The 26,037-nt window shown below is 53.7% G+C and carries 21 protein-coding genes and 1 pseudogene; 2 read left to right on the top strand and 20 right to left on the bottom strand.

What is annotated here, in order from left to right:
• Positions 1-15 precede the first annotated feature (15 nt).
• Together rnz and metH are read right to left on the bottom strand one after the other, a co-directional pair.
• Positions 16-981 (bottom strand): ribonuclease Z, encoded by a 966-nt coding sequence (gene rnz / locus H7F31_RS21745; RefSeq protein WP_187100513.1) that lies wholly within the window; start codon positions 979-981, stop codon positions 16-18.
• 118 nt (positions 982-1,099) lie between these two features.
• The gene (gene metH, locus H7F31_RS21750; protein WP_397374731.1) at positions 1,100-4,480 is read right to left on the bottom strand and encodes a methionine synthase; all 3,381 of its coding nucleotides are present in this window, start codon (positions 4,478-4,480) and stop codon (positions 1,100-1,102) included.
• Between the two features lie 169 nt (positions 4,481-4,649).
• Between metH and H7F31_RS34315 the strand changes: the two are divergent.
• Positions 4,650-4,784 (top strand): annotated as a pseudogene (locus H7F31_RS34315) (acireductone dioxygenase); the annotation flags it as partial.
• Between the two features lie 92 nt (positions 4,785-4,876).
• Here H7F31_RS34315 and H7F31_RS21755 read toward each other — a convergent pair.
• The 4 genes from H7F31_RS21755 to H7F31_RS21770 all read right to left on the bottom strand — a co-directional run bounded on the left by H7F31_RS21755 (position 4,877) and on the right by H7F31_RS21770 (position 7,001).
• Positions 4,877-5,668, bottom strand: a complete 792-nt coding sequence (locus H7F31_RS21755; protein WP_187100515.1) for an HAD family hydrolase — start codon at positions 5,666-5,668, stop codon at positions 4,877-4,879.
• A gap of 20 nt (positions 5,669-5,688) precedes the next feature.
• Positions 5,689-6,228 carry a hypothetical protein gene (locus H7F31_RS21760; protein WP_261800096.1) on the bottom strand — a complete coding sequence of 180 codons (540 nt, stop codon included), beginning with the start codon at positions 6,226-6,228 and terminating at the stop codon, positions 5,689-5,691.
• Between the two features lie 11 nt (positions 6,229-6,239).
• Complete coding sequence (locus H7F31_RS21765) at positions 6,240-6,446, bottom strand: DUF896 domain-containing protein (protein WP_187105470.1); 207 nt, start codon at positions 6,444-6,446, stop codon at positions 6,240-6,242.
• A 180-nt stretch (positions 6,447-6,626) separates the two neighbouring features.
• A complete protein-coding gene (locus tag H7F31_RS21770) occupies positions 6,627-7,001 on the bottom strand; it encodes a LysM peptidoglycan-binding domain-containing protein (protein WP_187100516.1) in 375 nt (124 codons plus the stop codon).
• Between the two features lie 158 nt (positions 7,002-7,159).
• Between H7F31_RS21770 and lexA the strand changes: the two genes are divergently transcribed.
• Positions 7,160-7,783, top strand: coding sequence for a transcriptional repressor LexA (gene lexA / locus H7F31_RS21775; RefSeq protein ID WP_087569368.1), 624 nt, complete (start codon positions 7,160-7,162; stop codon positions 7,781-7,783).
• Between the two features lie 150 nt (positions 7,784-7,933).
• Here lexA and glnA read toward each other — a convergent pair whose 3' ends face one another.
• From glnA to H7F31_RS21845, 14 genes are all read right to left on the bottom strand, one after another.
• The gene (gene glnA, locus H7F31_RS21780) at positions 7,934-9,262 is read right to left on the bottom strand and encodes a type I glutamate--ammonia ligase (RefSeq protein WP_187100517.1); all 1,329 of its coding nucleotides are present in this window, start codon (positions 9,260-9,262) and stop codon (positions 7,934-7,936) included.
• Positions 9,263-9,292: 30 nt separating this feature from the next.
• A complete protein-coding gene (locus tag H7F31_RS21785; RefSeq protein WP_087569304.1) occupies positions 9,293-9,703 on the bottom strand; it encodes a MerR family transcriptional regulator in 411 nt (136 codons plus the stop codon).
• A 60-nt stretch (positions 9,704-9,763) separates the two neighbouring features.
• On the bottom strand, positions 9,764-11,056 hold the full coding sequence (locus H7F31_RS21790) for a methionine gamma-lyase family protein (RefSeq protein WP_187100518.1): 1,293 nt from the start codon (positions 11,054-11,056) through the stop codon (positions 9,764-9,766).
• A 41-nt stretch (positions 11,057-11,097) separates the two neighbouring features.
• Positions 11,098-12,069, bottom strand: a complete 972-nt coding sequence (locus H7F31_RS21795) for an AAA family ATPase (protein WP_187105471.1) — start codon at positions 12,067-12,069, stop codon at positions 11,098-11,100.
• Between the two features lie 109 nt (positions 12,070-12,178).
• Entirely contained in the window at positions 12,179-12,850 is a 672-nt protein-coding gene (locus H7F31_RS21800) for a YdcF family protein (RefSeq protein ID WP_187100519.1), read from the bottom strand.
• Positions 12,847-13,404, bottom strand: coding sequence for a ribonuclease FAU-1 family protein (locus tag H7F31_RS21805; protein ID WP_087569307.1), 558 nt, complete (start codon positions 13,402-13,404; stop codon positions 12,847-12,849). Before H7F31_RS21805 ends, H7F31_RS21800 begins: the two co-directional genes overlap by 4 nt.
• A gap of 198 nt (positions 13,405-13,602) precedes the next feature.
• Entirely contained in the window at positions 13,603-14,244 is a 642-nt protein-coding gene (locus H7F31_RS21810) for a peptidylprolyl isomerase (protein WP_261800097.1), read from the bottom strand.
• Between the two features lie 36 nt (positions 14,245-14,280).
• Entirely contained in the window at positions 14,281-16,752 is a 2,472-nt protein-coding gene (locus H7F31_RS21815) for a transglycosylase domain-containing protein (protein WP_187100520.1), read from the bottom strand.
• Positions 16,753-16,920: 168 nt separating this feature from the next.
• Positions 16,921-17,166: an RNA chaperone Hfq gene (gene hfq, locus H7F31_RS21820; protein WP_087569310.1), complete on the bottom strand. Its 246-nt coding sequence runs from the start codon at positions 17,164-17,166 to the stop codon at positions 16,921-16,923.
• Positions 17,167-17,182: 16 nt separating this feature from the next.
• Positions 17,183-18,178 (bottom strand): tRNA (adenosine(37)-N6)-dimethylallyltransferase MiaA, encoded by a 996-nt coding sequence (gene miaA, locus H7F31_RS21825; protein ID WP_187100521.1) that lies wholly within the window; start codon positions 18,176-18,178, stop codon positions 17,183-17,185.
• Positions 18,171-18,950, bottom strand: a complete 780-nt coding sequence (locus tag H7F31_RS21830) for a class I SAM-dependent methyltransferase (protein ID WP_187100522.1) — start codon at positions 18,948-18,950, stop codon at positions 18,171-18,173. Before H7F31_RS21830 ends, miaA begins: the two co-directional genes overlap by 8 nt.
• Positions 18,947-21,352: a DNA mismatch repair endonuclease MutL gene (gene mutL / locus H7F31_RS21835; protein ID WP_187100523.1), complete on the bottom strand. Its 2,406-nt coding sequence runs from the start codon at positions 21,350-21,352 to the stop codon at positions 18,947-18,949. Before mutL ends, H7F31_RS21830 begins: the two co-directional genes overlap by 4 nt.
• A gap of 48 nt (positions 21,353-21,400) precedes the next feature.
• On the bottom strand, positions 21,401-24,229 hold the full coding sequence (mutS, locus tag H7F31_RS21840; protein WP_187100524.1) for a DNA mismatch repair protein MutS: 2,829 nt from the start codon (positions 24,227-24,229) through the stop codon (positions 21,401-21,403).
• 195 nt (positions 24,230-24,424) lie between these two features.
• Positions 24,425-25,951, bottom strand: a complete 1,527-nt coding sequence (locus H7F31_RS21845; protein ID WP_187100525.1) for a putative amidoligase domain-containing protein — start codon at positions 25,949-25,951, stop codon at positions 24,425-24,427.
• Positions 25,952-26,037 lie beyond the last annotated feature (86 nt).

Here is a 26,037-nt window from a genome sequence, read left to right on the forward strand (position 1 = left end):
GTTCGATCTTTTGCGTCATCCCGAACAGCCGCGGGCTTCGCCGCCGACCTTCCGCAATATCTCATAACAGCCCAGATCAATTGCTGCCGCGCTGTTGGGGAACACCGCCCGGGCTTCCCCCTCCAAATTCACCAGCTCTTCGTTGCTGTATCTCCCGCTGAAATGAGTCATCAGCAGCCGCTTCGCTCCTGCTTCTCGAGCAGCAAGAGCGGCTTCGCTTGTGGTGCTGTGCCCGAATTCATGAGCTTTCGCTTCCATTCCGGCTGCAAACGTCGCTTCATGGATGAGCAGATCCGCTCCCCTTGCAAGCAACAAGGCGTTAGCGCAAGGACTGGTGTCGCCAAGCACCGTCACAACCCGGCCAGGCACGATCCCATCCGTAACGGAAGCCGGGGTCACTATGCGTCCATCCGGCAGAGTCACGGTTTCGCCGCGTTTTAATCGGCCATATAACGGACCCGCCTCGATACCGAGTTGTTGCAGCTTATCCGTCAGCAGCCGGCCCGGCGCATCGCTTTCGGAAATTCGATAGCCGAAGCAAGATACTCGATGCAAAAGCGGTTTCGCCTCCACCTTGAAGCCAGAGCCATTATAGACGACTTCATCGCTGGCGTTTTCAGCCAATTCATGGATAACCAACTCGTAATCAAGCGTTGTTCCAGTCAATTGAAAGATTGTCTCGATGTACTTCTTCAGACCAATCGGACCATATAGGTCCAACCGGCTGACGCCTCCGTCAAAGGAACGTGTGCTGAGCAGCCCTGGCAAGCCATAGAGATGATCGCCATGCAGATGCGTAATAAATATTTTTTCCAGCTTGCTCAGCTTCAGGGGCAGCTTCATTAGTTGATGCTGAGTTGCCTCGCCCGCATCGAACAACCACCAAGCGCAATGTGGCTCAGGCAGTTGCAGCGCTGCGCCTGTCACATTCCGATGTTTATTCGGTCTGCCTGCGCCGGTACCCGTAAACCATACCTTCATCGTTTTCCTCCAACGATATTTGACGTATCTGCCAATAACAGCTTTGACCAAAGGAGCCCTCCTCATTACGGCTCATAAGGGCCGAAACGGGGAAGGCTCGCTTTCTATCGTTTCTTGATTACACTTTCTCCACGTTAAAATATTGCGCCTCCGGATGAGCGAACACCATTGCGGAAACGGAAGCTTCCGGCTCCATCATGAATCCTTCTGTCAGCTCAACGCCGATATCCTCGGGCTTCATGAGCTCGAAGAGAGGTCCTTGATCCTCCAGATTCGGACATGCCGGATAACCGAACGATACCCGGATTCCTTGATATCGGGCGCCATGCCGCTGCTTCATCGTCATCTCGGCAGGATCCGGATAACCGCAAATATCGCGCATCATATGATGAACTCGTTCCGCCAACCCCTCCGCTACTTCCAATGCAACGGACTGCAGCACGTGGGAACGCAGATAGTCTCCTTCGTCCTTCCACCGATTGGCCAAATCCCTAATGCCTTCTCCGGCGGTTACAACCAGGAACCCGACGTAGTCCATTACGCCGCTCTCCGCCGACTTAAGGAAGTCGGAAAGGCAGAGGAATGGCTCAACCTGCTGACGCGGGAAGGTAAAACGTTTGATTTCCTTCGTATGATCGGCAGGGTCGTAAATGATAACGTCGTTGCCCGAAGATTGGGCCGGGAAGAAGCGGTACATCCCCTGCGCCTTCAAGAAGCCTTCCTTGCTACCCTCATGAATGATTTCGTCAACGGTTGCCTTCAAATGGATCGCCTTCTCGTTCCCCTCGGCCAGCAGCTTTTCTACCGTTCCCTTAAGTCCCAAGTGATGGCCAAGCAGCATCTGCATGTTGACGTAAGGCACGATCTGCGGGATCGGGACATCGCGCAGGACGTGACGATCCGTATCCGGCGGCGCGAATACCGGGGCATCCGGCGATATCTTCGAACGGACGGCGCGCGATAACTGGGGCAGCTGCTTCTCCGTTTCCTCCGATGCGGCTCCAGACGCCTTGTAAGCTGCAAGCTCCTCTTCCAGCCGCTGCCGGTGCTCGGGATCCATTAGCTTGTTGGCTATATCAAGGCCGTCCATCGCATCCTTTGCATAAAGCACGAGACCATCATACTCCGGACCAATCCTCGTCTTCGTGAACTTGCGGGTCAGTGCTGCACCGCCAACCAGGATCGGCGCATCGATGCCTGCGTTCCGCATGTCCTGTGCGGTGATGACCATCTGCTGCGCGGATTTCACGAGCAGACCGGACAGGCCGATCGCGTCCGCTTTCTCTTTGCGGTAAGCTTCGATAAGCTGTTCAGGCGGCACCTTAATCCCCAGATTAATGATTTTATAGCCGTTATTGGACAAAATAATTTCAACCAGGTTTTTGCCAATGTCGTGGACATCGCCTTTTACCGTAGCCAGAATAATTTTACCTTTGACGGCCGTTTCGTTTTTCTCCATAAAGTTTTCCAAATGCGTGACGGACGCCTTCATGACTTCGGCGCTTTGAAGCACCTCGGCAACGATCAACTCGTTGCCGTTGAAGAGCCGGCCAACCTCTTCCATCCCCTTCATCAGCGGGCCGTTAATAATATCAAGAGGCGCGTATTTTTTTAGCGCTTCGTCCAGGTCGGGTATCAATCCTTCTTTAGTACCTTCCACAATATACGAGCCGAGCCGCTCTTCCAAAGAAAGGTTGGAGATTTTTTCTTTTTTCTCGACTTTTTTATTACGGAATGCCGCCACGAACGCTGCCAGCGTATCATCGTTCGTATTGTAGATCAGAGCCTCTGCCAGTTGACGTTCTTCCTCCGGAATGGAAGCATATCGCTCCAGCTTCTCCGTATTTACGATGGCATAATCGAGACCTGCCTTGGTCGCATGATACAAATAAACGGAGTTCAGCACTTCGCGCCCCGCGTCCGGCAAGCCGAAGGAGATGTTGCTGAGTCCGAGTATCGTCTTGGCCCGAGGGTATTTCTCCTTGATCATCCTTATCCCTTCAAGCGTCTCCACGGCGGAACCAATGTATTGCGGATCCCCGGAGCCGATCGGGAACATGTTAGGGTCGAATATGATGTCCTGCGGGTTCACGCCATACTTCTCCACCAACAGATGATAAGAACGGTCTGCGACCTCCATTTTCGCCTCGCGAGACACCGCTTGGCCGCGCTCGTCGATCAGAATCATGACAACTGCCGCGCCGTAGCGATGAATCAGGGGTACGATTTTCTCGAACTTCGACTCCCCGTCTTCCAGGTTAATGGAATTGATGATCGCTTTGCCTTGCGAATATTTGAGACCCAGCTCGATAATATGATCATAAGTAGAGTCCAGCATCAGCGGCGCTTTAATCTTCTTGACGACCTGAGGCAGAAATTGGTGCACGGCGAATGCTTCGTCGATATCGGTATCCTGCAGGTTGATATCGATGACATGCGCGCCGCCCTTAACTTGCGAACGGGCTATCTCCGATGCTTCGTCGAACTTCTCTTCCTTAATGAGACGTTTAAATTTACGGGATCCCGAAATATTTGTCCGTTCGCCAATCATATAGGGACGGTTGTCCGACTCGATATAGACGGTGTCAATTCCGGATACCGCGTCGGCATGGGCACCTTCACTAGAACGCGGCGAATAGTTCGCCAACGTCTCGGTAAGCGCCTTGATATGGGCAGGCGTCGTTCCGCAGCAGCCGCCGGCGATATTAAGCCAGCCTTGATCGGCGAATGCGGCGATTTTTTTGGCCAATGATTCCGGCGATTCATGATAATGCCCGTTCTCGTCCGGCAAGCCGGCGTTAGGATAACAACTGACCGCCGCGCTCGAGATTTCGCTTAATGTTCGAATATGATCGCGCATAAACTCAGGACCCGTCGCGCAGTTAAGACCGATGGAGATGGGATTCAAATGCTCCAGCGAGATGTAAAACGATTCGATGGATTGACCTGCAAGCGTCGTTCCCATCGGCTCGATCGTTCCGGAGATCATAATCGGAAGCGTTATGCCCGTCGTCTCAAATGCATTGCGAACGCCGATGCTACCTGCCTTAACGTTGAGTGTATCCTGAGATGTCTCCAGAAGGATTGCGTCCACGCCGCCTTCAATGAGAGCCACCGTTTGCTCGTAATAACTTTCAATCAACTCGTCGAATGTAACGCCGCCGGTCACCGACAACGTCTTGGTTGTCGGCCCAAGAGCACCTGCAACATAACGCGGTTTGTCCGGCGTGCTGTATTTATCCACAGCATCCCGCGCCAGCTTCGCCGCGGCCAGATTGATCTCCCTGGCTTTCTCGGGGATGTCGTAATCCTCGAGAACGACACTCGTAGCGCCGAATGTATTCGTCTCCAGAATATCTGCTCCGGCCTCCAGATATTGCTCATGAATCGATTGAATAACATCGGGACGCGTCAGAACGAGCATCTCATTACAGCCGTCCAGCTCCGCGCCGCCGAAATCGTCCTCCGTCAAGTTGGCTTGCTGAATCATCGTTCCCATAGCGCCGTCCAGAATCAAAATCCGTTCCTCAAGCGCTTGTTGTAAAGTCTTTCTCAACAATTCCTTACACCCTTCCTACACGTCATATGCATCCTTCATGCACCCGTTTAGTTTAACAAATAGTTTAACAGAATAGCCATTAGCTGAAAAGGTTCGTTCATCGACATTTTCGGTAACGGAGCACAAACCTCGCTTCTTCACCCTAATGGACAACCGCCAGATTGTAGCCGTTCGCCGCTTCATCGAGACAGAAGGCTGGCAAGCGTATCCTTTCACAGATAAACAATTCCAATCGGGCAAGTGAGGATTACGCTAGATAAACGGCAAGCCCCTCCGGCCTTCAAATGCTGCAGAGGGGCTTTTTTGGTTATAAATATGAGTCCATAACAGCAGCTGTTATTGCTCCAATAAGGTAATTAGCTCTTCCAGATGGGTAATCTCGTAAGACGGTACGATCTCATCCGTGCGAGTCGCGCCATGACGATTAATCCATACCGATGTCATTCCGATCGTATTGGCGCCAAGTATATCCGTCGTCAACTTGTCGCCGACCATGATGCCATGCTCCGGTTCGATGCCGAGACGTTCCAACGCATGCTTAAAGATAGGCGCAGCCGGTTTCCCTTGTCCGAATTCACCCGAAATAATAATATGATCAAAGTAAGGAATAAGTTCGGGCACTCCGTCAAGCTTCTCCTTTTGGAGATCGGGTGAGCCGTTGGTAAGCAGAAGCAGCTTGTATTTTCCTTTGAGCGCATCCAATACGCGGAATGTCTCATCGTAAACAAGCGGCCGCGAGCGTCGTTCTGCCGGGAACAGCTCCGCAAGCGTTGCTCCAAGCTCTTCGTTATCGACGCCCAGCGCCTTTAGACCTTGTGTCCATGCAGCCTTCCTGTATCCCGGAGCCAGTTGTTGCAGCTTGCGGAACTCAACTTGCTCGCCTGCCGAGAAATTCGCCCAAAGGCCTTCAAAAGGATTAATGCCGATCATCTTCGTAAACGGGTAGGTTTCGTATGATTCGTACAAGGCTCTTGCTTCCTTGCGTACCGCCTCCTCCAACTCGTCCGGATTTAAGCCCGTAGCCGCCGCGCCTGCTTCGCAGGTAGCACGGAAAGCCTCTCTGACGCTGCGGTCATCCCACAATAATGTATCGTCCAGGTCAAATAATACCGCTTGCTTTGCTGCCATGTCCTCTATCTCTCCCCTTTTTATTTCTCCTCGAATGTAATGCCGTGTACTTGAGCAAACGACTTCATTTTGTCGGTCATCGCCGCCGTATTGAATCGATTAAGCAGACGCGAGAACGTCCAGCCGCCGCCCTTTTTAGGCAAAATCGTCACATAACCGTCTTGTACGCGAATGGAACCGATATCCGCCGCATTAAGACGCTTGTCGCCCGTCATCCGGCGAGACTGCACATAATCCTTGCCGATCTTAAGATAGGGCTTGCGGAAAAAAAATAGGGCAGCGAGCAAAAAATACATACCGATCGTTACCCAGCTCATCGTCGTCATAACGAATTTGGGATCTGCCGACATAATCGCGATGTACGCGCCGATAAACAAAATCAATAAAATCGGCAGCAAAAAATTGCGGCCGGTAAATCGATCCGCCTTCTCTGCATTCATCACTAACTGACCTTCACCGTGCTTCTTGCGTTGCTTATTAATAGTAGACATGTTTTTGCGCACTTTGCGCTCCCAGGACCGTGACAGATGGATTCCTCCTTCATATAATAGCAAGCTCATGAAAGGAGCTCTTAATGTTTGATGTCGCCGTTGCCTTCGTTTTCTTCATCTTCGACAAACTTGATTGTATCAAGCTGTTGCTTGAAGTTAGCTTTGAAGTTGTTCAGATATTTCTGGCGAAGCACATCTCGTTCCTTCAGCTCTTCATCCGTTAAGCCGACGGTTTTGTTTTTGCGGGAAAGCTCGTTGATTCTGGCAATCAGACTATCAAAATCCAATTTCATTACCCCTCTCTCATGTTGCGAACACATTACTCCTACTTTGACATTTTCAATAAGGCATTGTCAAGGCGAAGCCCACAAACACAACTAGTTTCTATAATACACAAAAAGAGATCTCCCTAAAGAATGGGAAATCTCTAAGCACTCATTATAAGATATATCGCCATTACAACTCCATCAAATATCGGGAATAATTAACTTCTGACCTGGATGTATCGTCACGTTGTCCAAATTATTGCGATTCTTGATCGAGAAAACAAGATAACCTATATCACTGCCGTTCTTAAACGAACTGGCAATGGACCACAACGTGTCTCCGCTGCCTACCGTGACGACTTGCTCCGATTCGCCTGGCCCCTCAACGACCGTGCTGGAAGCATTTGTACCGATTATAAGAAAGCTGCTGAAAACAAGCGTAAACACGATCAAACTAATAATCAGCTTTGCCATATGCCTGACCAGCCAATGAGGCTGAACAAGCTCCTTGGTTTCGCCGATATTACCACGGTATATGGAACGGTATGAGCTTGTACTTGGATTCATCATCATCATTGTCAGCACCCCAAACGTTTGTTCTGTTTTTAATTTAACACGAACAAACGTTTCCGTCAACGAAAAAATGCGAACGTTTGAGCTTAAGAACTTATGTTTGTACGAACGGCGGTTCTATGCTATAATTTGACACAATAAGATGAATGGAGATGATGAACGTGTCGAAGATTTCCAAACGGCAAAATTCGATCCTTGACTTTATAAAGCAAGAAGTTAAAGAAAAAGGTTATCCCCCTTCCGTACGCGAAATTGCTGAGGCGGTCGGCCTGCTGTCCAGCTCGACGGTACATGGACATCTGGACCGCTTGGAAAAAAAGGGATTTATCAGACGCGACCCTACGAAACCTCGGGCGATCGAGATTTTGAGCCAGGACGATAATGACAACGTCATCCAGATGCCTGTCACACAAGTTCCTATCGTAGGTAAGGTTACTGCCGGCGTACCGATCACTGCTACGGAGAACATAGAAGACTACTTCCCTCTTCCTGCCCACTATGTTGGCGACAATAACAATGTGTTCATTCTTAACGTTATTGGCGAGAGTATGATTGAAGCCGGCATACATAATGGCGACTACGTCATCGTACGCCAACAGCAGACGGCCAATAACGGAGAGATCGTCGTCGCCATGACAGAAGACGACGAAGCGACCGTCAAAACGTTCTACAAAGAGAAAAATCATATCCGTCTCCAGCCGGAAAACGAGACGATGGAACCGATTCTTTTGCAGAACGTCACTATTCTCGGCAAGGTCATCGGACTATTCAGAGATATCCATTAAGCAGCAACGCGGCAACGCCGGTATGGACAATTCCATATCGGCTTTTTTATTGTATTGGAAATGATGCAACTCTAAAACTATTGAACAAAAGGTTTGGATAATGGTCAAAAACAAACCCGCTAACCATAACGGTCAGCGGGTTTCCTTGTCTTAGTACAACGTCAGATATTGATCGCGTTCCCATTGATGCACTTGGGTGCGATACATATCCCATTCGATTTCCTTTAACTCGTAGAAGTGAGCGAGAGCGTGATCGCCGAGCGCTTCGGTGATGACTCCGCTTCTAAGCATTTCTTCGAGCGCTTCCTTAAGATTCGATGGAAGGCTTGGAATTCCGGAATCAATGCGCTCTTCTTCTGTCATGATATAGATATTGCGGTCCGTCGGAGCCGGCAACGGCAATTGGTTTTGAATACCGTCGAGACCAGCCTTAAGCATAACGGCAAGTGCCAAATACGGGTTAGCGGCAGGATCCGGATTACGAACCTCTACGCGAGTAGACAGTCCGCGGGAAGCCGGAATTCGGATCATCGGCGAGCGGTTGCTGGCCGACCATGCAACGTAGCAAGGAGCTTCATAACCAGGCACCAGACGTTTGTACGAGTTGACAGTTGGATTCGTAATGGCAGCCATCGCGCGAGCGTGCTTTAGTATCCCCGCCATGTAATAACGTGCCGTTTCGCTGAGACCAAGTTTGTCCTTCTCATTATAGAACATGTTCGTATTGCCCTGGAACAGGGACATGTGACAGTGCATGCCGGAGCCGTTAACGCCGAACAACGGCTTCGGCATAAAGGATGCATGCAATCCATGTACCCTTGCAATTGTCTTGACGACAAGCTTGAACGTTTGAATCTGATCCGCTGCCTTGATGGCATCCGCGTATTTGAAGTCGATTTCATGTTGTCCCGGAGCGACTTCGTGATGGGAAGCCTCGATCTCGAAGCCCATCTCCTCCAACGTAAGTACGATCTCGCGGCGGCAGTTCTCGCCGAGATCCATAGGGGCCAAGTCGAAATAACCGCCGTGGTCGTTAAGCTCCGTCGTCGGTTCGCCGCGCTCATCCGTCTTGAACAGGAAGAACTCCGGCTCCGGACCAACATTCATAGCCGTATAACCAAGCACTTCTGCTTCCTTGAGCGCGCGTTTGAGGATGCCGCGCGGGTCGCCTGCGAACGGCGTGCCGTCCGGCATATAGACATCGCAGATCAGACGCGCTACGCGATCCTGCGTTACCCAAGGGAATACGACCCATGTATCGAGATCAGGATATAAGTACATGTCGGATTCTTCTATCCGGACGTAACCTTCAATGGAAGAACCGTCAAACATCATTTTGTTATCAAGCGCCTTGTCCAGCTGACTGACCGGAATTTCGACGTTTTTAATCGTGCCTAGCAGGTCGGTAAATTGCAAACGAATAAAACGAACGTTTTGCTCCTGGGCAATACGTTTGATGTCCTCTTTTGTAAAACTCACAGAATCATCTCCTTTGTGTCGTTCTCCAAATTACCGTTTATTAAGGAAACGGGATAATTGCCCTTCGATCATGGACGTTCTGCCCGGTCTCTTCTCCAACAGCTGCTGCTTGAGCAGGCGGTGCAATTGCTGATCGGACAGCTCCCGTCGCTTCACTTCGGATTGTTCGCTTACCAATGTAGCATCGTCCGACTCCTTGGATACTGGATTCATGACCTGTTTGATGCCAGCGATGTTTACGCCTTTCTCTATCAAAGATTTGATCTCTAGCAGTCGTTCGACGTCATTAAACGAGAACAACCGTTGATTGCCAGCGGTCCTGGCAGGCACGATCAATTCGTGCTGTTCGTAATAACGGATTTGTCGCGCCGTCAAATCGGTCAGCTTCATGACGATGCCGATCGGAAATAGGGCCATGTTTCTGCGTAATTCATCTGCCAATTCGCATCAACCTTCCAGTCCTCATTTATAGCTTCATTGTATCGTCGAGCCACAAATGTGTCAAGTTATGTAAGGTTTGATCACAATCAATCCGCTTTTAACCAGCTTCTCCAGCGCGATCAGAACGCCGTATTTGGCATGTCCATAAGTCAGCCCGCCTTGCATATAGGCAATATAAGGCTCTCGAATAGGCGCATCCGCCGACAGTTCCAGACTGCCCCCTTGCATAAAGGTGCCTGCAGCCATAATGACGGGATTGTCATAACCAGGCATGTCCCAAGGCTCCGGAACAACATGAGCGTCTACTGCCGCCGCTTGTTGAATGCCCTGGACGAAAGCGATAAGCGGCTCGGCGCTTCCGAACCGGACAGCCTGAATGAGATCCGTTCTAACTTCGTTCCAGGCCGGCTTCGTCTCGAACCCCAGCTTTTCGAACAAAGCAGCGGCCAGGATACTGCCTTGAACGGCTTGTCCCACCATATGAGGGGAGAGAAACAGTCCTTGGAACAAGGAGCGCAGCGTCCCTAACATGGCTCCTACGTCTCCCCCGATTCCTGGAGCGGTCAGCCGGTATGAGGCTGCTTCCACGAGTTCTCGTTTGCCGGCAATATATCCTCCTGTTTCCGCAATGCCGCCTCCCGGATTTTTGATCAGGGAACCTGCAATGAGATCGGCGCCTGCCTCCGTTGGTTCTTGCAATTCCGTGAATTCGCCGTAGCAATTATCCACGAAGACAATAAGATCCTCTCTTATGGCCTTTACCCTCGTCACGATTTCTCCAATCTCCGCAACTGTAAAGGAGGCACGCCATGCGTAACCTCTGGATCGCTGCACGCCAATGACCTTCGTCCGCTCTGTAATCGACGCTTCGATGCCATCCCAGTCCAGTCTGCCATCCTCCAGCAGCGCAACCTCTCCGTAACCGATACCGAAATCTGCAAGCGAGCCCGTACCGTCGCCGGCCTTGCCGATTACTTTGTGAAGCGTATCGTAGGGCTTTCCCGTTACATACAGAAGCCCGTCGCCGGGACGAAGTACACCGAACAATGCACAGCTGATCGTATGGGTGCCGGATGCGAAGTGGGGACGGACAAGCGCAGCTTCGGCCCCCATAACATCGGCATAGACGAGATCAAGCACCTCTCGCCCACGGTCGTTGTAACCATAGCCAGTCGAACCTGCAAAGTGGAAATCGCTGACTCCTTGACGCTTGAACGCTTCAATAACCTTCCACTGATTGCGCTCCGCTATCCGTGCCGTACGACGGAATGCTTCTGTCGCTTCGTCCTCTGCACGATCAGCGAGCGCAATCAGTTGTTCCCAAATCCGTTCTCTCTCTAGTTGCTCGTTCATCACTCTGTTTGTCTCCCTTTCGTCGTGCAGTATAGCTTAAATCATAGCTTTAGATCCTCTGGACGAATGGTCATTAATTCGCCCTTCGCCGGGATGGAATTGGAGTATTGTCCGATCAGGCGGACAGCCTGATGCCGGATCGCCTTCTCGATGGTATTGCGCACGAACCGGGCATTGCTGAAGGAGAATAGATCGTTTTGCTTCTCTTGCATCAAATGCTGTCGGAGCTTGAATACGGTTTGAGGCAGCATGACGTAATCGCGTTCCTTTACCATCAGCTCGCCAATCTGCAGCAACTGATCCACAGAATAGTCCGGGAATTCGATCTGGATCGGGAACCTGGAAGGCAGACCCGGATTCGTCATCAGGAATTGCTCCGTCTCTAGCGGATAGCCAGCCAGAATGAGAATGAACCCGCTTCGATGATCTTCCATCGCTTTTACAAGCGTATCGATCGCTTCTTTGCCGAAGTCCTTCTCCCCGCCTCGGGCGAGACTGTAAGCCTCGTCGATAAACAATACGCCGCCAAGCGCTTTGCGTACGAGATCCCTTGTTTTTTGCGCGGTGTGCCCGATATACTCGCCGACAAGATCGGCTCTCTCCACCTCGATGAGATGTCCTTTCGCAAGCACGCCCATCTTCTGGAACAGCTTGGCGATAATCCGGGCAATCGTTGTTTTGCCCGTCCCGGGATTGCCTTTAAAGATCATATGATATACTTGCGAACCGCCGAACAATCCCGCTTCCGTGCGCATCCGGCTAATGTATAACAACGCATAAATTTCGTATACCAGATTTTTGACGTTTTCCATGCCGATCATAGGATCAAGTTCCTTCTGAATCTCCGCGAAGTGATCGACTGCCGGCAACGGTTTGACGCTTGGAAGCGGTTCGGGTTCCAGCGCATGCGCAGAAGCCGCTCCCGCTGCCTCATGGCTTCTGAGCACCACGTTGATTTGACGGGAAGGTCTGGAGGATCCGCTGCCTGGTCCCGATATGACGTGTCCGTTCATCTGACGCATCACCTGTCCTTTGTACAGAAGCTGTAGCGTAACAGTAACCTGCCGCATTACAATCTTATTCTCTCTCAGGACAGCATATTAGCAGATTCACGGCAACGAGTTATCGGGACAAGAAACCGATGCGCATCAGCACGGAATCCAGCTTCCATTTCGTATAGGCGAGCACCTCGCGGGAATCATTATAGAACTGGTTCAGAACGCGAGATTTGACGCCTGTTACAAGCGCCGGCTCGAAGCCGGCAAACTCTGCCATCTCCTTCGCTCTAGGCGCATGATAGTCATGCGTAATGACGACAAAATCGCTATAGCCCGCTTCCTCGCCGATTCGCTTGCCGAATACGAGATTCTCGTAGGTATTGCCAGCCTCCATCTCCAGGATCAGCTTGTCCTCCGCCATTCCCTTCGACGTCAAGTAGTTGCGCATGCCCTCCGCCTCTGACAGCTTTGAGGATACGCCGCCATAACCGCCTGACAGAATCAATACCTCTACAACTCCTTCTTCGTACAGCTGGTAGGCATAATCCAGCCGTTCTTTGAGCGCCGGACTGGGGACATCATTCCACAGGGCTGCGCCGAGCACGATGCCCGCATCAGCGCGCGTCCCCTCTTCTAGCTCGGGAATCGTATGATTAAGATACCATGCCGCGAATAAGCACCAGGCAATGCCCGCGAACAATACAACGACGAATAGACGAAAGAAAAGCAGCCACGGCCGCCTGGAGGACTTACGGCGGCGCGTGCTGCTCCTCCGATGCTTGACACTGCTCTTCATGACTCGCTGAGCTCCCCTGTTCGTTCCATGAGGCTCTTGCGATGCTTGAGACTAAGCGTGAAATAACGGAATCTGCCATTGCGAATGCTTGACAGCAGCCTTCCTGCCGTCTTGCGCGCAAGCGCGGCATCCTTGTTCGAGACGGCGCCTTGCCTGAGGGCGTCCTCCAGTTCGTCTTCGTCCATCAAATACACTTCGCCGCTTGGCAGCACGACAACATCCAGATACAGATCGTCGAACCACGGCACTTGCTGATCAGTCAAACCTTGAGTCTTGCACACGTCGATATACCATTGCACGACTCGGCCCTTGTCGTCAAACATTGTCGTTACGACAAAGTGCTCGCCCTTGGGAAAGTGCTGCATCCATAAATAACCACGGTCTGCCAGGCAGAGCCTTCGTCCGTCATATTCTTTCCAGAGAGGCTCCCTAAGCTCATGGATCCGGTAGAAGGTTACGAGCCCTCTAAACTCGTCTCCATCAAGCGCCAGGCAAGAATAACTTCTTCGCAATATGCGGCGCCAGTTCGCGCGATCGGAAAATTTTCTCTTCATACGGAACGTACCTTTCCGTTCATTTAGGAATGACGTCCGCCGCTCCAATGGGACGGCCCACGTGTTCACGAGGAACACTCCTATAAAAAAAGATTACCATAACTTAACGTCCATCTCCAGCGCATGGGGAAAATAAACCAAGCTCTGTTAGCAGAAAAGCAGCTTCAACGAAATAATTCCGTCGAAACTGCTTGTCCGTTAGCTCTCTTGTATGGTAATGCTTACGATCGTAACTTCTTCTACCGGTTGTCCGTTTTTCACGGGCGTTCTCGAGATGGCTTGTACTACATCCATCCCCGACGATACTTCTCCGAAGATCGTATAATTCGGCTGCCTGTTAAGATTCGAGGCGTCAGGTCCCGTGCAAATAAAGAACTGGCTGCTGCCGGAATTCGGATTGCCGGAATTAAACATGGCGACAACGCCTTCCTTATAAGTGGATTGAATATCCAGCTCATCCGGAATGAGATACCCAGCGGTACCGGTGCCGTTGCCAAGGGGATCGCCCGTCTGAATCATAAACGATTCGATAATGGAATGAAATTTTAAACCTTCATAGAACCCTTCGTTCGCAAGAAAAACGAAGTTGTTCACCGTTACGGGCGCTTTGTCCGCATACAGAAGAATTTCGAAGCTCCCCTTTGATGTCTCGATAAGCGCCTTGTAATCGTAGTCCAGATCAATCGACATCTCCGGCATCTTGCTCCAGCTCATAACTTTGGCATTTTCATCCTGTCCCTGCGCGGACAACTGCGAATCGTTGTTTGATCCGCATCCCGCTATCAGGAGCAATAGGCTTAGCCATAGCAACATAGCTTTGCCCAGACCCGTGAATTGCATGATTCATCTACCACCTATTCCGTGGCGGAGGGGAACTTACGCTCCCTCCGAAGTTGGCTGTCCTGCTGCCTCTCCGCCTTCATTGTTACCCGTCGTTACCGGAGTCGGAGTTGGTGTCGGTTCGCCTCCGTCTCCAGGCTGCTCCGTACCGATTGGAGCAGTCGGTTCCGTCGTGCTGCCCCCGTCATCGTTGCCGCCGGGATCCCCGCCGTCCGGCGGCGGAGTAGTTGCGCCGGGATCCGGCGTCGCGGTCGGTTCAGGATCCATCGGCACCTCTGGCAATCCGAGATCCACCTCGGGCACCTGGATCGTAATCCTCTGACTCGGACTACTGGACAGCTTGCTCTTCGTATCGTGGGCGACGACATAATAATCGTAAGTCATCCCCGGGAAAATGCTCATGTCGGTCACGCTTGTCGTCTCGCGGGAATCAAAAACCGAAAAATCGCTTTCGTTTAATTCCTTGCGGTAAATCTCATAGATAATATCCGGCTCCGCGCTGGCATCCCAGCTCAGATCGACACGGACCTCGTCCGGATTGTAGACGGCCTTGAAGTTGGCCACCTTCTCCGGCGCTTTGTCTTCCTGCGTTTCCTCGGGCTGCCGGAAACTTCCTTGCTTGACGCCCTGCATGGCCGGCTTCATGATCTTGGCGAACAACGCCGCGGATTGGGAGCCGCCCGTCTTCAGGTAATGTTGCAGGTCTGTTTTATCGTATCCCATCCATACCGCCGCTGTCCACTCCGGCGTGTAGCCGACGAACCAGGCGTCCTTGATGCCGTCGCCGGAGAAGCCTTTGATGCCGTGCTGCGTCGTGCCCGTCTTGCCCGCTACGGGCCTGTCGATCGCCGCTTTGCTGCCCGTGCCGCCTTTCTGCACGACGGAGAGCATCATATCGGTCAAATACCAGGCCGTTTCGGGCGACATCAGCTGCTTGGATTCTGGAGCTTTGTACGCAAAGCTGTAATTTTTCCCTTCGATGCTTGTTATCGTATGCGGATCGACAGATTTGCCGCCGTTCGCCATAACGCTGTAGGCCGTTGCCATCTGAAGGGGCGAAGCGCCTTTCGTCAGGCCGCCGAGCGCAAGCGCGAGGTTCATGTCGTCCGGCTCCAGCTCCAGCCCCAGCTTCTTGGCGAATTCCGCGCCGCGTTTCACGCCAATCTCATTAAGCATCCAAACGGCTGCAAGGTTCCGGGAATCCTTCACCGCCTGCTTCATCGACACCCTGGTCGCGCCCCAGCGGTCGGTCGGGCAATAATTGGAGAAACACTTCTTGTCGTTGGCAAGCTCCGTCCATGGGAAGTACTTCCCGGTCTCCAAGGCCGGTCCGTACGACACGATCGGCTTGATCGCAGAACCCGGCTGCCTGTACTTGGTCACCCGGTTCCAGCCTTTTTTAACATAGTCGCGTCCGCCGGACAATGCCTGGATTTCCCCGTTGCGATGGTCCATGATGATGACGGAAGCTTGAACGATCTGATCGTCGACGCTCTTCTCGAAGTTCTCATCATTCGCAATTTGCGTATCCAACGATTGTTGGGCTTGCTGATTCAACGTCGTATAAATTTTCAGGCCGCTGACTCGCAGCTCCTCCTCGGTCATCTTCGTCAGCTCAATCGCTTCTTCGATGACGAAATCGACGAAAGCATGATAGTTGCCGGACTTAAATTGCTCCTGGCTCGCAGGCGCCTCGTATTCGACTGCCTTGGCCGCATCCATCTCTTCCTTGGTGATATAATCCTGTTCGTACATCAATTGCAGCACGACTGCGCGGCGATTTTTGGAATCCTCAGGATTGTTGATAGGGTTGTAACGGTTAGGCGCCTTCGGCATAGCCGCGAGAGTAGCTGCCTGCCACAACTGCAGATCCTTCAGCTCCACATCGAAATAATAATCGGCCGCGGCCTTAATGCCGTGAATCCCTTTGCCGAAATAAATTCGGTTCAGGTACATGGTGAGAATTTCATCCTTCGTCATCTGCTGCTCCAGCGCAACAGCAATCGATGCTTCCGTTGCTTTTCGGAAAAACGTCTTGTCTGCCGACAGAAATACGTTTTTCGCGAGCTGCTGCGTAATCGTACTGCCTCCTTCGACCGCGCTTCTGGCTATTACGTCCTTGACGACCGCTCGGCCGATCGCCCAGAAGTCCAGTCCGGCGTGGTCATAGAACCGCTGGTCCTCCGTAGCGACGATTGCGTGAAGCATAGACTCCGGAATTTCCGCGAACTCCGCGACTTCCCGGTGGTCCATGACGTCGTACAATCTGGAAATTTCTTCGCCCTTGGCATCGTAGATGATCGACGCTTCGCCGAACTCCAGTTTGCTGCCGTGTTCCTCCAGCAGCCGTTCGCCATTTAGAATGATTAGCAGATAACCGATAACTCCGCAAACTATGCCGATGACAACCGTGAAGAACAGACCGTAGAACCAGGCCCGTCCCGAAATACCCTTGCGTTTTTTTCCATTAGACCCGCTTTTTCTTTTCGTTTTCCTAGGTTCAGCCATGATGTTTCCCTCCTGCACTCCCTATTTCTCTGAACTCGCACTTATAAAATGGACACGTTGCGGCCTATTTGAAACGCCAAGGGCAACCCATGCGAGCGGGTTGCCCTTGCTTGCCGCTATCTAGTTTAACGTGCGCTTCTATAAGAAAGTTTCATGCGATCCTGTGAACTAGACCTCGGACTGGGAGTTGTCCTGCTGCATGAGCGATACGTTACGTTGCGGAACGAACGTCGAAATGGCATGCTTGTACACCATTTGCTGCCTTCCCTCGCTGTCGATAATAATGGTAAAGTTATCAAATGCTTTGATCACGCCGCGAATTTGGAATCCATTCATCAGGAATACCGTAACCGGAATATTGTCTTTGCGCAACTGGTTCAGGAACGTATCTTGAATATTGATCGATTTGTTCATTGGACGTTACCCCCGTCTAAAAAGATTGATTAGTATGATATTCAAGATGATCTTGAAACTTTCCTGCTATTATAGCATGAATTGCACTCAAATTGTTGTGAAAATTTTCCCCTGCGTCAAACCAGTGAATATCCTTCATATGCCGGAACCAAGATAATTGCCGTTTCGCGAACCTTCGCGTATCGCGTTTCAGCCGTTCAACTGCCGCTTCATAGGAGCAATTGCCCTGCAAATAATCGGCGATTTCCTTGTAGCCAAGCGCTTGCATCGGCACCGCGTGGGGAGGCAGTTCTCTGCTGAGGATGTCCTTAACTTCATCCACGAGACCTTGCTCCAGCATCTCGTCGATCCGAGCTTCGATCCGCCGGTAGAGCGTCGCACGATCCATCGACAGCCCTATAATACAAAGTTCGTACGGGGACTCTTTTTTCTGTCCCGCTTGCTGCTCCGAGAACGTCTGTCCCGTCAAATGATGGACCTCCAGCGCCCGTATCACGCGCCGCAGGTCGTTCGGATGAAGTCGTTCCGCAGCTTCGGGATCGATCTCCTTAAGCTTGGCGTGCAGGGCTTCGGAACCATGTTCCGTCGCATAAGCTTCCTGCTCCACGCGGAACTCATCGTCGGAGCCGTTATCCGCGAATTGGTAATTGTAGCATAACGACTCTATATACAGTCCAGTTCCTCCGACGATAAAAGGCAGTTTTCCCCGTGACGAGATGTGTTCGATGGCAGCCCGAGCGCCAGCTTGAAAATCGGCTGCCGAATAAGGCTCCTCCGGATCGCAAATATCGATCAAATGATGCGCGATACCCCCACGCTCAGCCAGCGGAAGCTTGGCGGTCCCGATATCCATCCCTCTATAGACCTGCATGGAATCGCCTGATATAATTTCCGCGTTCCATTGCTGCGCCAGCGTTAGGCTAAGAGCCGTCTTGCCAACCGCCGTGGGACCGATCAGCACGAGCAGCGGCTGACGCTTGCGATCCGTCGCGTTCTCTTGCTTGTCAGTCAACGTGAATCACTCCATATGCGATTTTCGATGTATTGATATGCCTCTTCTCGAATCCGAGACGCTCGTATTCGCCGCTGCCTTGATGCTCCTTCATAATAACCGTGCGCCGGGCTACGCGTTTCGCTTGCTCGACAACTTCGGTCGTCAGCGCGTCCATGTTGGCGATTGAACGGAAAGCCCCGATCGCGGACGATTCCAGGATAGGCTGCCTGAACATGGGATCGAAGTAGACGATATCCGCGCTGTTGTCGGGCTGCTCCGCCAAATATTGGCCATGCTCCCGGCATATCATCTTGATTCGTCTCATGGCATCATTGACGTCTTCCAGTCCGGACTCGTACGCAGACAATCCTTCTCGCACCAATGCGCACAGAATCGGTTCGCTCTCCAGTGCGACGACAGTGCCGGCAGTCCCGACCGCGTAGGAGAATACCAGCGAATCGGCCGCCATGCCCGCGGTGCAGTCAATGACGGTGTCGCCGGGGCGACATCCGGATAGGTCGAGCAGCGGGTCGCTTTCTCCCTTGCGCAGTCGCTTCACCCTGATGAAGGCCATGCTGGGATGGAAAAACAGGGGCGGCGCCTCGTCGCCGTCGTAAAAACGGATCTCTCGATCCGTGACGACGATTGCGCGGCCATCTCCGCTGCGCTCCAGCAGTTTGCGCACGGAGGAGCTGCGCCGCTGCACATATGCGGCAGAGAGCTCGTCCGCGAGTCGTCTCGCCTGCGCCAACACCCGTTCGGACGGCATCGGCGCTGTCGTGACGATCATGACATCACCCTCTTGAACATTTTCTCAAGCTGATAGGTGGAGAGATGAACGATAATGGGCCTGCCATGGGGACAAGTATAGGGCTGCTCGCATCGCGACAGTCTCGCCAGCAGGGCGTCGCCTTCTTCGCGGGATAACCGATCGTTCGCTTTGATGGACGCCTTGCAAGAGCACATAATGGCCGCCTTCTCGCGCAGCTTCGTAATGTTGATCGACTTCCGTTCTTCGATCAGAAGATCCGCCATTTCTTCAAGCAGCGACTGCTCTTCGCCGGCAGGGAACCATTCCGGATACGCGCGGACAAGAAATGTCTGGGAGCCGAACGGCTCGATCTCCACGCCTGCGTCGGCGAACAAGCCGATACATTCCCTAAGTTGAGCCGCTTCGCCAGCAGTGAATTCCAGCGTTAGCGGCACGATGAGACCTTGGCTTGCAGCTACAGGATTCCCAAATTTATGAAGATAATATTCATAGTTTATACGTTCGTGGGCGGCATGCTGATCGATGAGATACAATCCGTCATCCGCCTGCGCCACAATATACGTGCCATGATGCTGCCCGATCCAGTGCAGCTCCGGGAAATTCAGCGCGCCTTGGGATCGGCGGTTATCATCGTTTGATGCCACTGTCAATCCGGACTCCCTTTCGGAAGGGGATTCGACAGCTGCAGCTGCTTCTCTCAGAGCGGACGTTTCTGCTAACGAGTCTTGTGATGCTTGAGGAAGCGCGCTTGCCATTGCTGTTGATCCATGCATTTCGTTTGACACGGTCGCCTCCGCATCGTTTCTATCTGTAACATCGTCAGACTCTTGCGCTGGAGCGCTGCCAAGTCGCCCTTCGCGTACTGCGAAAGTCTCCATGGCACTCTCCGGCCTCGCGTAGAGCCTCTCCGCGGCGTCTCTGGGCACATACGCCGACTCGCGATCGTTCCAACTGCGCTCCTTCTGACCTCGACCGTCAGAACCTGCTTGCGAATAGGCAGAGCGGCCGGAGCCGCCCCAGGTTCTCTGCTCGGGTGACCACTCGCTCCTCCCCTTTGAACTGCCGGGTTTCTCTTCCGAACGGCCAATGGATGGCGATTCATAACCAGTTGACGAAGATGATGTCGATGGTCGGTCCTCTTGGGAGCCATTCGATGGCGATTCAATACCAGTTAAAGATGATGGCGATTGTTGCCTGTCTTGAGATTCAGTCGATGACAACACCTCAGCGCTTCCTGAGAGCTCTCTGACATCTTCCGCCGATAAACTCCCGCTATTGCGAGCAGGCCCTTCAGCAGGAGGCTCTGGCAGCGGAGCTTTCGCAGGATCGCCCTCCTCCAACCGATCTCCAATATGGAAGGAGATCGTATCCTGCACATATAGCGGACCTGTTCGGTCGCGCTTGCCTACAGAGGCAGGTCCGGGAATATGCCGCAAACCGTCCAATACAGACTTGACGGAGCGTTCTATTAACGAACGCAGCTCGGCTTCCTTGCTGAAGCGAACCTCCATCTTCGAAGGATGAACGTTGACATCCAGCAGACCAGGATGCATGCCAAGCTCAACAACGACGAGCGGGAATCTGTTAATCGGCAGCAGCGTATGATAAGCCTGGATCAACGATTGATTGACCGCATGGCTGCGAATATATCTCCCGTTAACGATCACTGTGATGCTTCCGCGGTTGGCGCGAGTTAACTCTGGCTTGGAGATGTAGCCGTTCAGCTCATAATCGGCATCCGACGCGGCCACCGGAAGCATCGCCTTGGCCGTGCTGGTTCCGTAAACAGCGGCGATAACCTGCAGCCGGTCACCTGTCCCGAGCGTGCGCAGCAACACGCTGCCGTTATGCTTGAGCGTTATGGCGATGCCCGGATGTCCCAGCGCGATGCGGTTCACATAATCGGAGATATGTCCCAGCTCCGTCTGGATCGACTTCATATATTTCAGCCTTGCAGGCGTATTGTAGAATAAATCCCGTACCGACATATCGGTGCCTTGAGGCGCATTTGCAGCCTCGAATGCAGTCGTCGTTCCGCCTTCGATAACAAGTCTCCTTGCAAGTCCCGATCCATCTGTCGCGGAGATGCAAGTCATCCTGGAGACGGCCGCGATACTGGGTAGCGCTTCTCCGCGGAATCCGAGACTGGCAATGCGGAACAGATCGCTTCCCGTATATATTTTGCTCGTAGCATGGCGCTGGAAAGCGGCAGGCAGATCATCTCCTTCAATGCCGCTTCCGTTGTCGCTCACTCGAACCAGCGACAAGCCGCCTTCTTCAATCGTAACATCGATGACCGTTGCCCCGGCGTCTACCGCGTTTTCCACCAACTCTTTGACGACGGAAGAAGGACGCTCTACCACTTCCCCTGCCGCTATCTGGTTCGCCAGCTGCTCGTCAAGCACTTTGATTCTGGCCATGCTCAATCCCTCCCCTCTTCTCCTGGTATTCCAAGCTCAGCTTGTCCTTTAATCTCTCAGCTTGCCCTTCATATCGTTAAGCCATTGCATCGCTTGCATCGGCGTCATATTAAACAGATCCAGCTTGCGCAGCTCGTCGGCAAGCTGCTCCGCTTTCGGAGAAGCTTTGCGTTTGCCGGTGTCAAGCGCAGGCGTCGCGTCTTCGAACATAGACAACTGGACGACAGGGCCTTGCGCTTTCTCTGCATGAGGGGGCGCTTCAACCTTCGAAGTGCTTCTGGACACGACTCCCGCACTCGACTCATGCAGCAGCACGGATTCCACAGCGGCAGCCGATTCCTGGTATCCTTGTGCAGCCTGTCCGCGCACATCCGATCGCACGCTATCCATTGCCGTGATTGGGGCCGGATGCGCGGATTGCTTCGTTTGGCCGATGTCGGATCCCGCTTTGGCAGCCGATGTTCCTCCACCTGCTGCACGTTCGGAACTATCATCCGTATCGGCAAGCAATTCATAGGCTCGCCCGATAATGGATTGAGGCAATCCCGCCAGTTGGGCGCAATAAATGCCATAACTCGTGCTTGCCGCTCCTGCAATGAGCTTACGAAGAAAGGTGACATCGTCGCCGCTCTCCTCGACGGCCATCCGAGCATTGCCAAGCGAGGGCAGAGACTCCTCCAGATGGGCCAGCTCGTGAAAGTGCGTAGATACAAGCGCCTTGCTGCCGATATGATGATGGACGTATTCGATAACGGCCTGAGCGATTGCCATCCCCTCTGCCGTCGAAGTACCTCGGCCCAGTTCGTCGATAATGACCAGACTGCTCGCAGTAGCTTTCTCCGTCATGACTTGAATATCTTTCATCTCTACCATAAAGGTGCTCTGGCCGCCGATCAGGTCGTCCGCGGCGCCGATCCGCGTAAAGATGCGGTCGATCAGCGGAATTCCGGCCGCTTTGGCGGGGACGAAGCAGCCGATCTGCGCCATAATGCAAATAAGGGCAGCCTGGCGCATGTAGGTGCTTTTGCCCGCCATGTTGGGTCCCGTAATCAGCATGATCCAATCCTCGTCACGGCGCAAATGCGTATCATTGCTGATGAACGGAGTGCCATCCATCATCGCCTCCACTACGGGATGGCGACCGTCCACGATGTCCAGATCGTAACCTTCCGATACGGTCGGACGAGTGTATCTACGCTCCGCGCTTACTGTCGCCAGGGACTGGTACACATCCAGCTCCGCAATCATCTCGGCAGCCCTCTGAAGCCGATGCAGATGAAGCGCCAGATGATCCCTGAGCTCGATAAAGCGGGCATATTCGAGATCGACCATTTTGTCCTCGGCCTCGAGGATCAGACGTTCCTTCTCCTTTAGCTCCGGCGTCACAAACCGTTCGGCATTCGCAAGCGTCTGCTTGCGCTCGTAGCGGCCTTCCGGCAGCGACGTCAGATTGGCTTTGGATACTTCCAAGAAGTAGCCGAACACCTTGTTGTAGCCAATCTTGAGCGACTTGATGCCTGTTGCCTCGCGTTCTTGACGCTCCAGCTCGGCCAACCAGCGTTTGCCATTTGTGCTCGCTTCGCGCAAGCTGTCCAAATAATCATCGTAACCCGCCCGAATAAGTCCGCCTTCGCGAATGGATACTGGCGGCTCGTCCACCAGCACCGTCTCGATCATATCGGCGAGATCCGCGCAATCATCCGCTCCCGCGACTAGCTCCTCCAGCACCGGCGAACCGGAAGCCAGGCAGAGCGAAGTCAAATTCGGTATGCGGCGCAAGGAAGACTTAAGCGCTATAAGATCGCGGCCGCCTGCATTGCCGTAAGCGACCCGGCCCACAAGCCGCTCGAGGTCGTAGATCGGCTGGAGCTCCGAGCGGATGTCCTCGCGCAAAATAAGATTGCGATACAGCGTCTCCACCGCGTCGAGCCTCTTGCCAATCGCCGAGCTGCTCAGCAGCGGCTTGTCGATCCACCTGCGAAGCAATCGGGCCCCCATCGACGTGCCTGTGCGGTCGAGCAGCCAGAGCAACGAGCCGCGTTTGCTGCGGTCGCGCACCGTCTCTGTCAGCTCCAGATTGCGGCGGGTATAATGGTCCAAAATCATATATTGATTCGGCTCGTAAGAGCGGATATGTCTGACGTGGGATAAAGAACGCTTCTGCGTCTCGCCCAAGTACCCCGTCATTATGCCAAGCGCCGCCATACGAGCCGCAGAGCTCGACAATGCAGCGACCTCTGCTTCGCCGAATTGCTCGTTTAACTGCTTCACGCCGATGGGATCCCGATCGGTAAGCGGCACCTTCCTGCTCCAGGCTGGAGAGCCGTCCAACTGTTGGAGAAGGATGCCGTCTCCAACGACCTCTGCCGGAACGTACACGTTAAGCTCGTCCACGAGCGCTTCCAGATTGGCCGGGAAGGATGTGACGTACAGTTCGCCCGTAGACAAGTCGCACGCCGCAAGGCCAATAACGCCTCCCGCGTTCGCAACCGCGGCTATGAAGTTGTTGGTGGAGCCGTCAAGCTGCTTGGACTCCATTACCGTGCCGGGCGTCACGATCCTGACGATCTCGCGGCGCACGACGCCTTTGGCGGCCGCCGGGTCTTCCACTTGCTCGCAGATGGCGACTTTATACCCTTTTTCGATAAGCCTGTTAATATAGTTATCCGCGGAATGGTAGGGCACGCCGCACATCGGAATTTTCGCCGCGCCTCCGCCCTCCCGGCCTGTTAATGTAATCTCGAGCTCGCGCGATGCATTGATGGCGTCGTCGAAAAACATCTCGTAGAAATCGCCCAGACGGAAAAAAAGGAACGCGTCCTTCGCTTCCTCCTTGACCGACAAATATTGCTGTATCATCGGCGTATAACCGGACACCGTCTTCGCCCCCTGCTATGTATTAGATAAACGCGCCGCGTTTCTGCGGCTCATTCTCGTACAAATCGTCAAACACCAGAACTCTATTATACCAATGTGAGCTGTGGAGTGCTATAACCCAATGAAGAGACTTGAGATCCCCTGCAGACACGTTCGGAGGTTACGGGACGGGACATTTACGGAGGTGCATGTCACTTAATGCAACGGAACGCGCCACTTCTCGCGGATATCGGTGCTTTCGTCCCATGTCCGGCCGCGGCGCGCAGCGTCGAACAACGGCTCGATAAAACGAGCCAGTCCGGCGTAGCTTTCCGTCGCGGCGATTACGTCCGCGACCTCGTCGAGGCAAGCCGCCAGTTCGCTGCGGTCGCCGGAGTAATACGCCTCCGCGTAGCGCTCGCCGGATGCGGGCACGCGGGACATCGCCATCGCCTCGCGAGCGCATAACAGCGCAAGCGCGAAGGCGGCTTTGGCCGCTGCGGGCGATACGAGCCAGCTCGGCAGCGTGCGATATTCGAACCCGCCATGCTGCTGCAGCCGGAAGTCCCCGAGTACGCCGTATCGGGGACGCCGGCCGCGCCCGGCGGGGTCCTCCACCAGCGCGAGCGGATACGCCGCGCAGCTGTCGAGCAAGCGGAGCAAGCGGCTGGTCAGCGCCGCTCCGCTAATATGGATGTGCCCGCCGAGCGCGAGCCCCGGCACGGGCATGGCCCCCGCGACCCAGCGCAGCTCGGGGTCGCCGACCTTGACAGCGGCGCGCGCGAGCAGGCGCCGCACATTCGCGGCAAGCGCGGCCGGGCTCTCAGCCGGCGCGGGCCGCAGTTCGGCGACGGGGTACAGCAGCCGTCGCCCCACAAGCATGGCGTCGGCGCCTGCTGCGCCCCCGACGCCGAAGCCAAAATACCGCGATGCCTGCGCGACCTTGCCGCTCGGCATCAACAGCACATACTCCGGATCGGCGCCAAGCAAGATGCGCCGATCCGGAGCGCTCGCGTTCGCCGCGTGCCATGCTGCGAACCGCGCCAAAGCTTCCGCTTGCCGGCGCTTGTCGCGCAGCAGCGGATACACCGCTCTAACGGCGAGCCTGCCGTTCGAGCCAAGAGCGATTTCCGCCTCGCCTATATCGAGGCGTAGTGCATACAGCGCACGCGTCGCAGCGCGAACGACCGCGCGCAGCGGCGACTCTGTGGGCCAGCGTAATGGAGCAAGCGGCCCGTCATCTCCCGGCGGCTTAAGCCTGCTACCGGCCAGTTCCTCGCCGCGAGCGTTCAGCCGGACGATGCCAATCGCCGTCAAATGAAACAGCTCAACGCGATAGATTCGTTCGTCAGGCAATGCAAACGCCACGCTTAAGCCAGCACGGCTTAGCCGCCGATTCCGATCTTCAGCGTCCAGCCGATTCATCGATCCCGCTCCGTTGTTCAACAGCCAGGCTCCTCCAACTTCGGATTGTTCCGCTGATAGTCCTTCTGACATCAAGAATACGGCGTCTCCCGGCCGAGGGCCCGTCTTCGAAGCCTGTCCTTTTGGCGGCTTGGCCGATGTCGCGGGCGCACTCTTAATGCCTGCCGCCTCCGAATCCAACCCTTCTGCCGACTTCTCCTTTGCTGGCAACCATTTATTCTGATGGATTGAACGCTTTACGGGATCGTGCAAGCGCGGGAATGCATCCCCTTTTTCCCATATCCAAGTATCCGCCATTCTCGCACCGCCCTTATCCATAGCGTTATTAACCTTCCTTATATTATCTAAGCTCTTTTCAACTGCCCTTCCTTGCCTGACTCCGCCTCATTCCAGAACCGCCCAAA

This window comes from Paenibacillus sp. PAMC21692, from assembly GCF_014303795.1.
Taxonomy (GTDB): domain Bacteria; phylum Bacillota; class Bacilli; order Paenibacillales; family Paenibacillaceae; genus Pristimantibacillus; species Pristimantibacillus agaridevorans.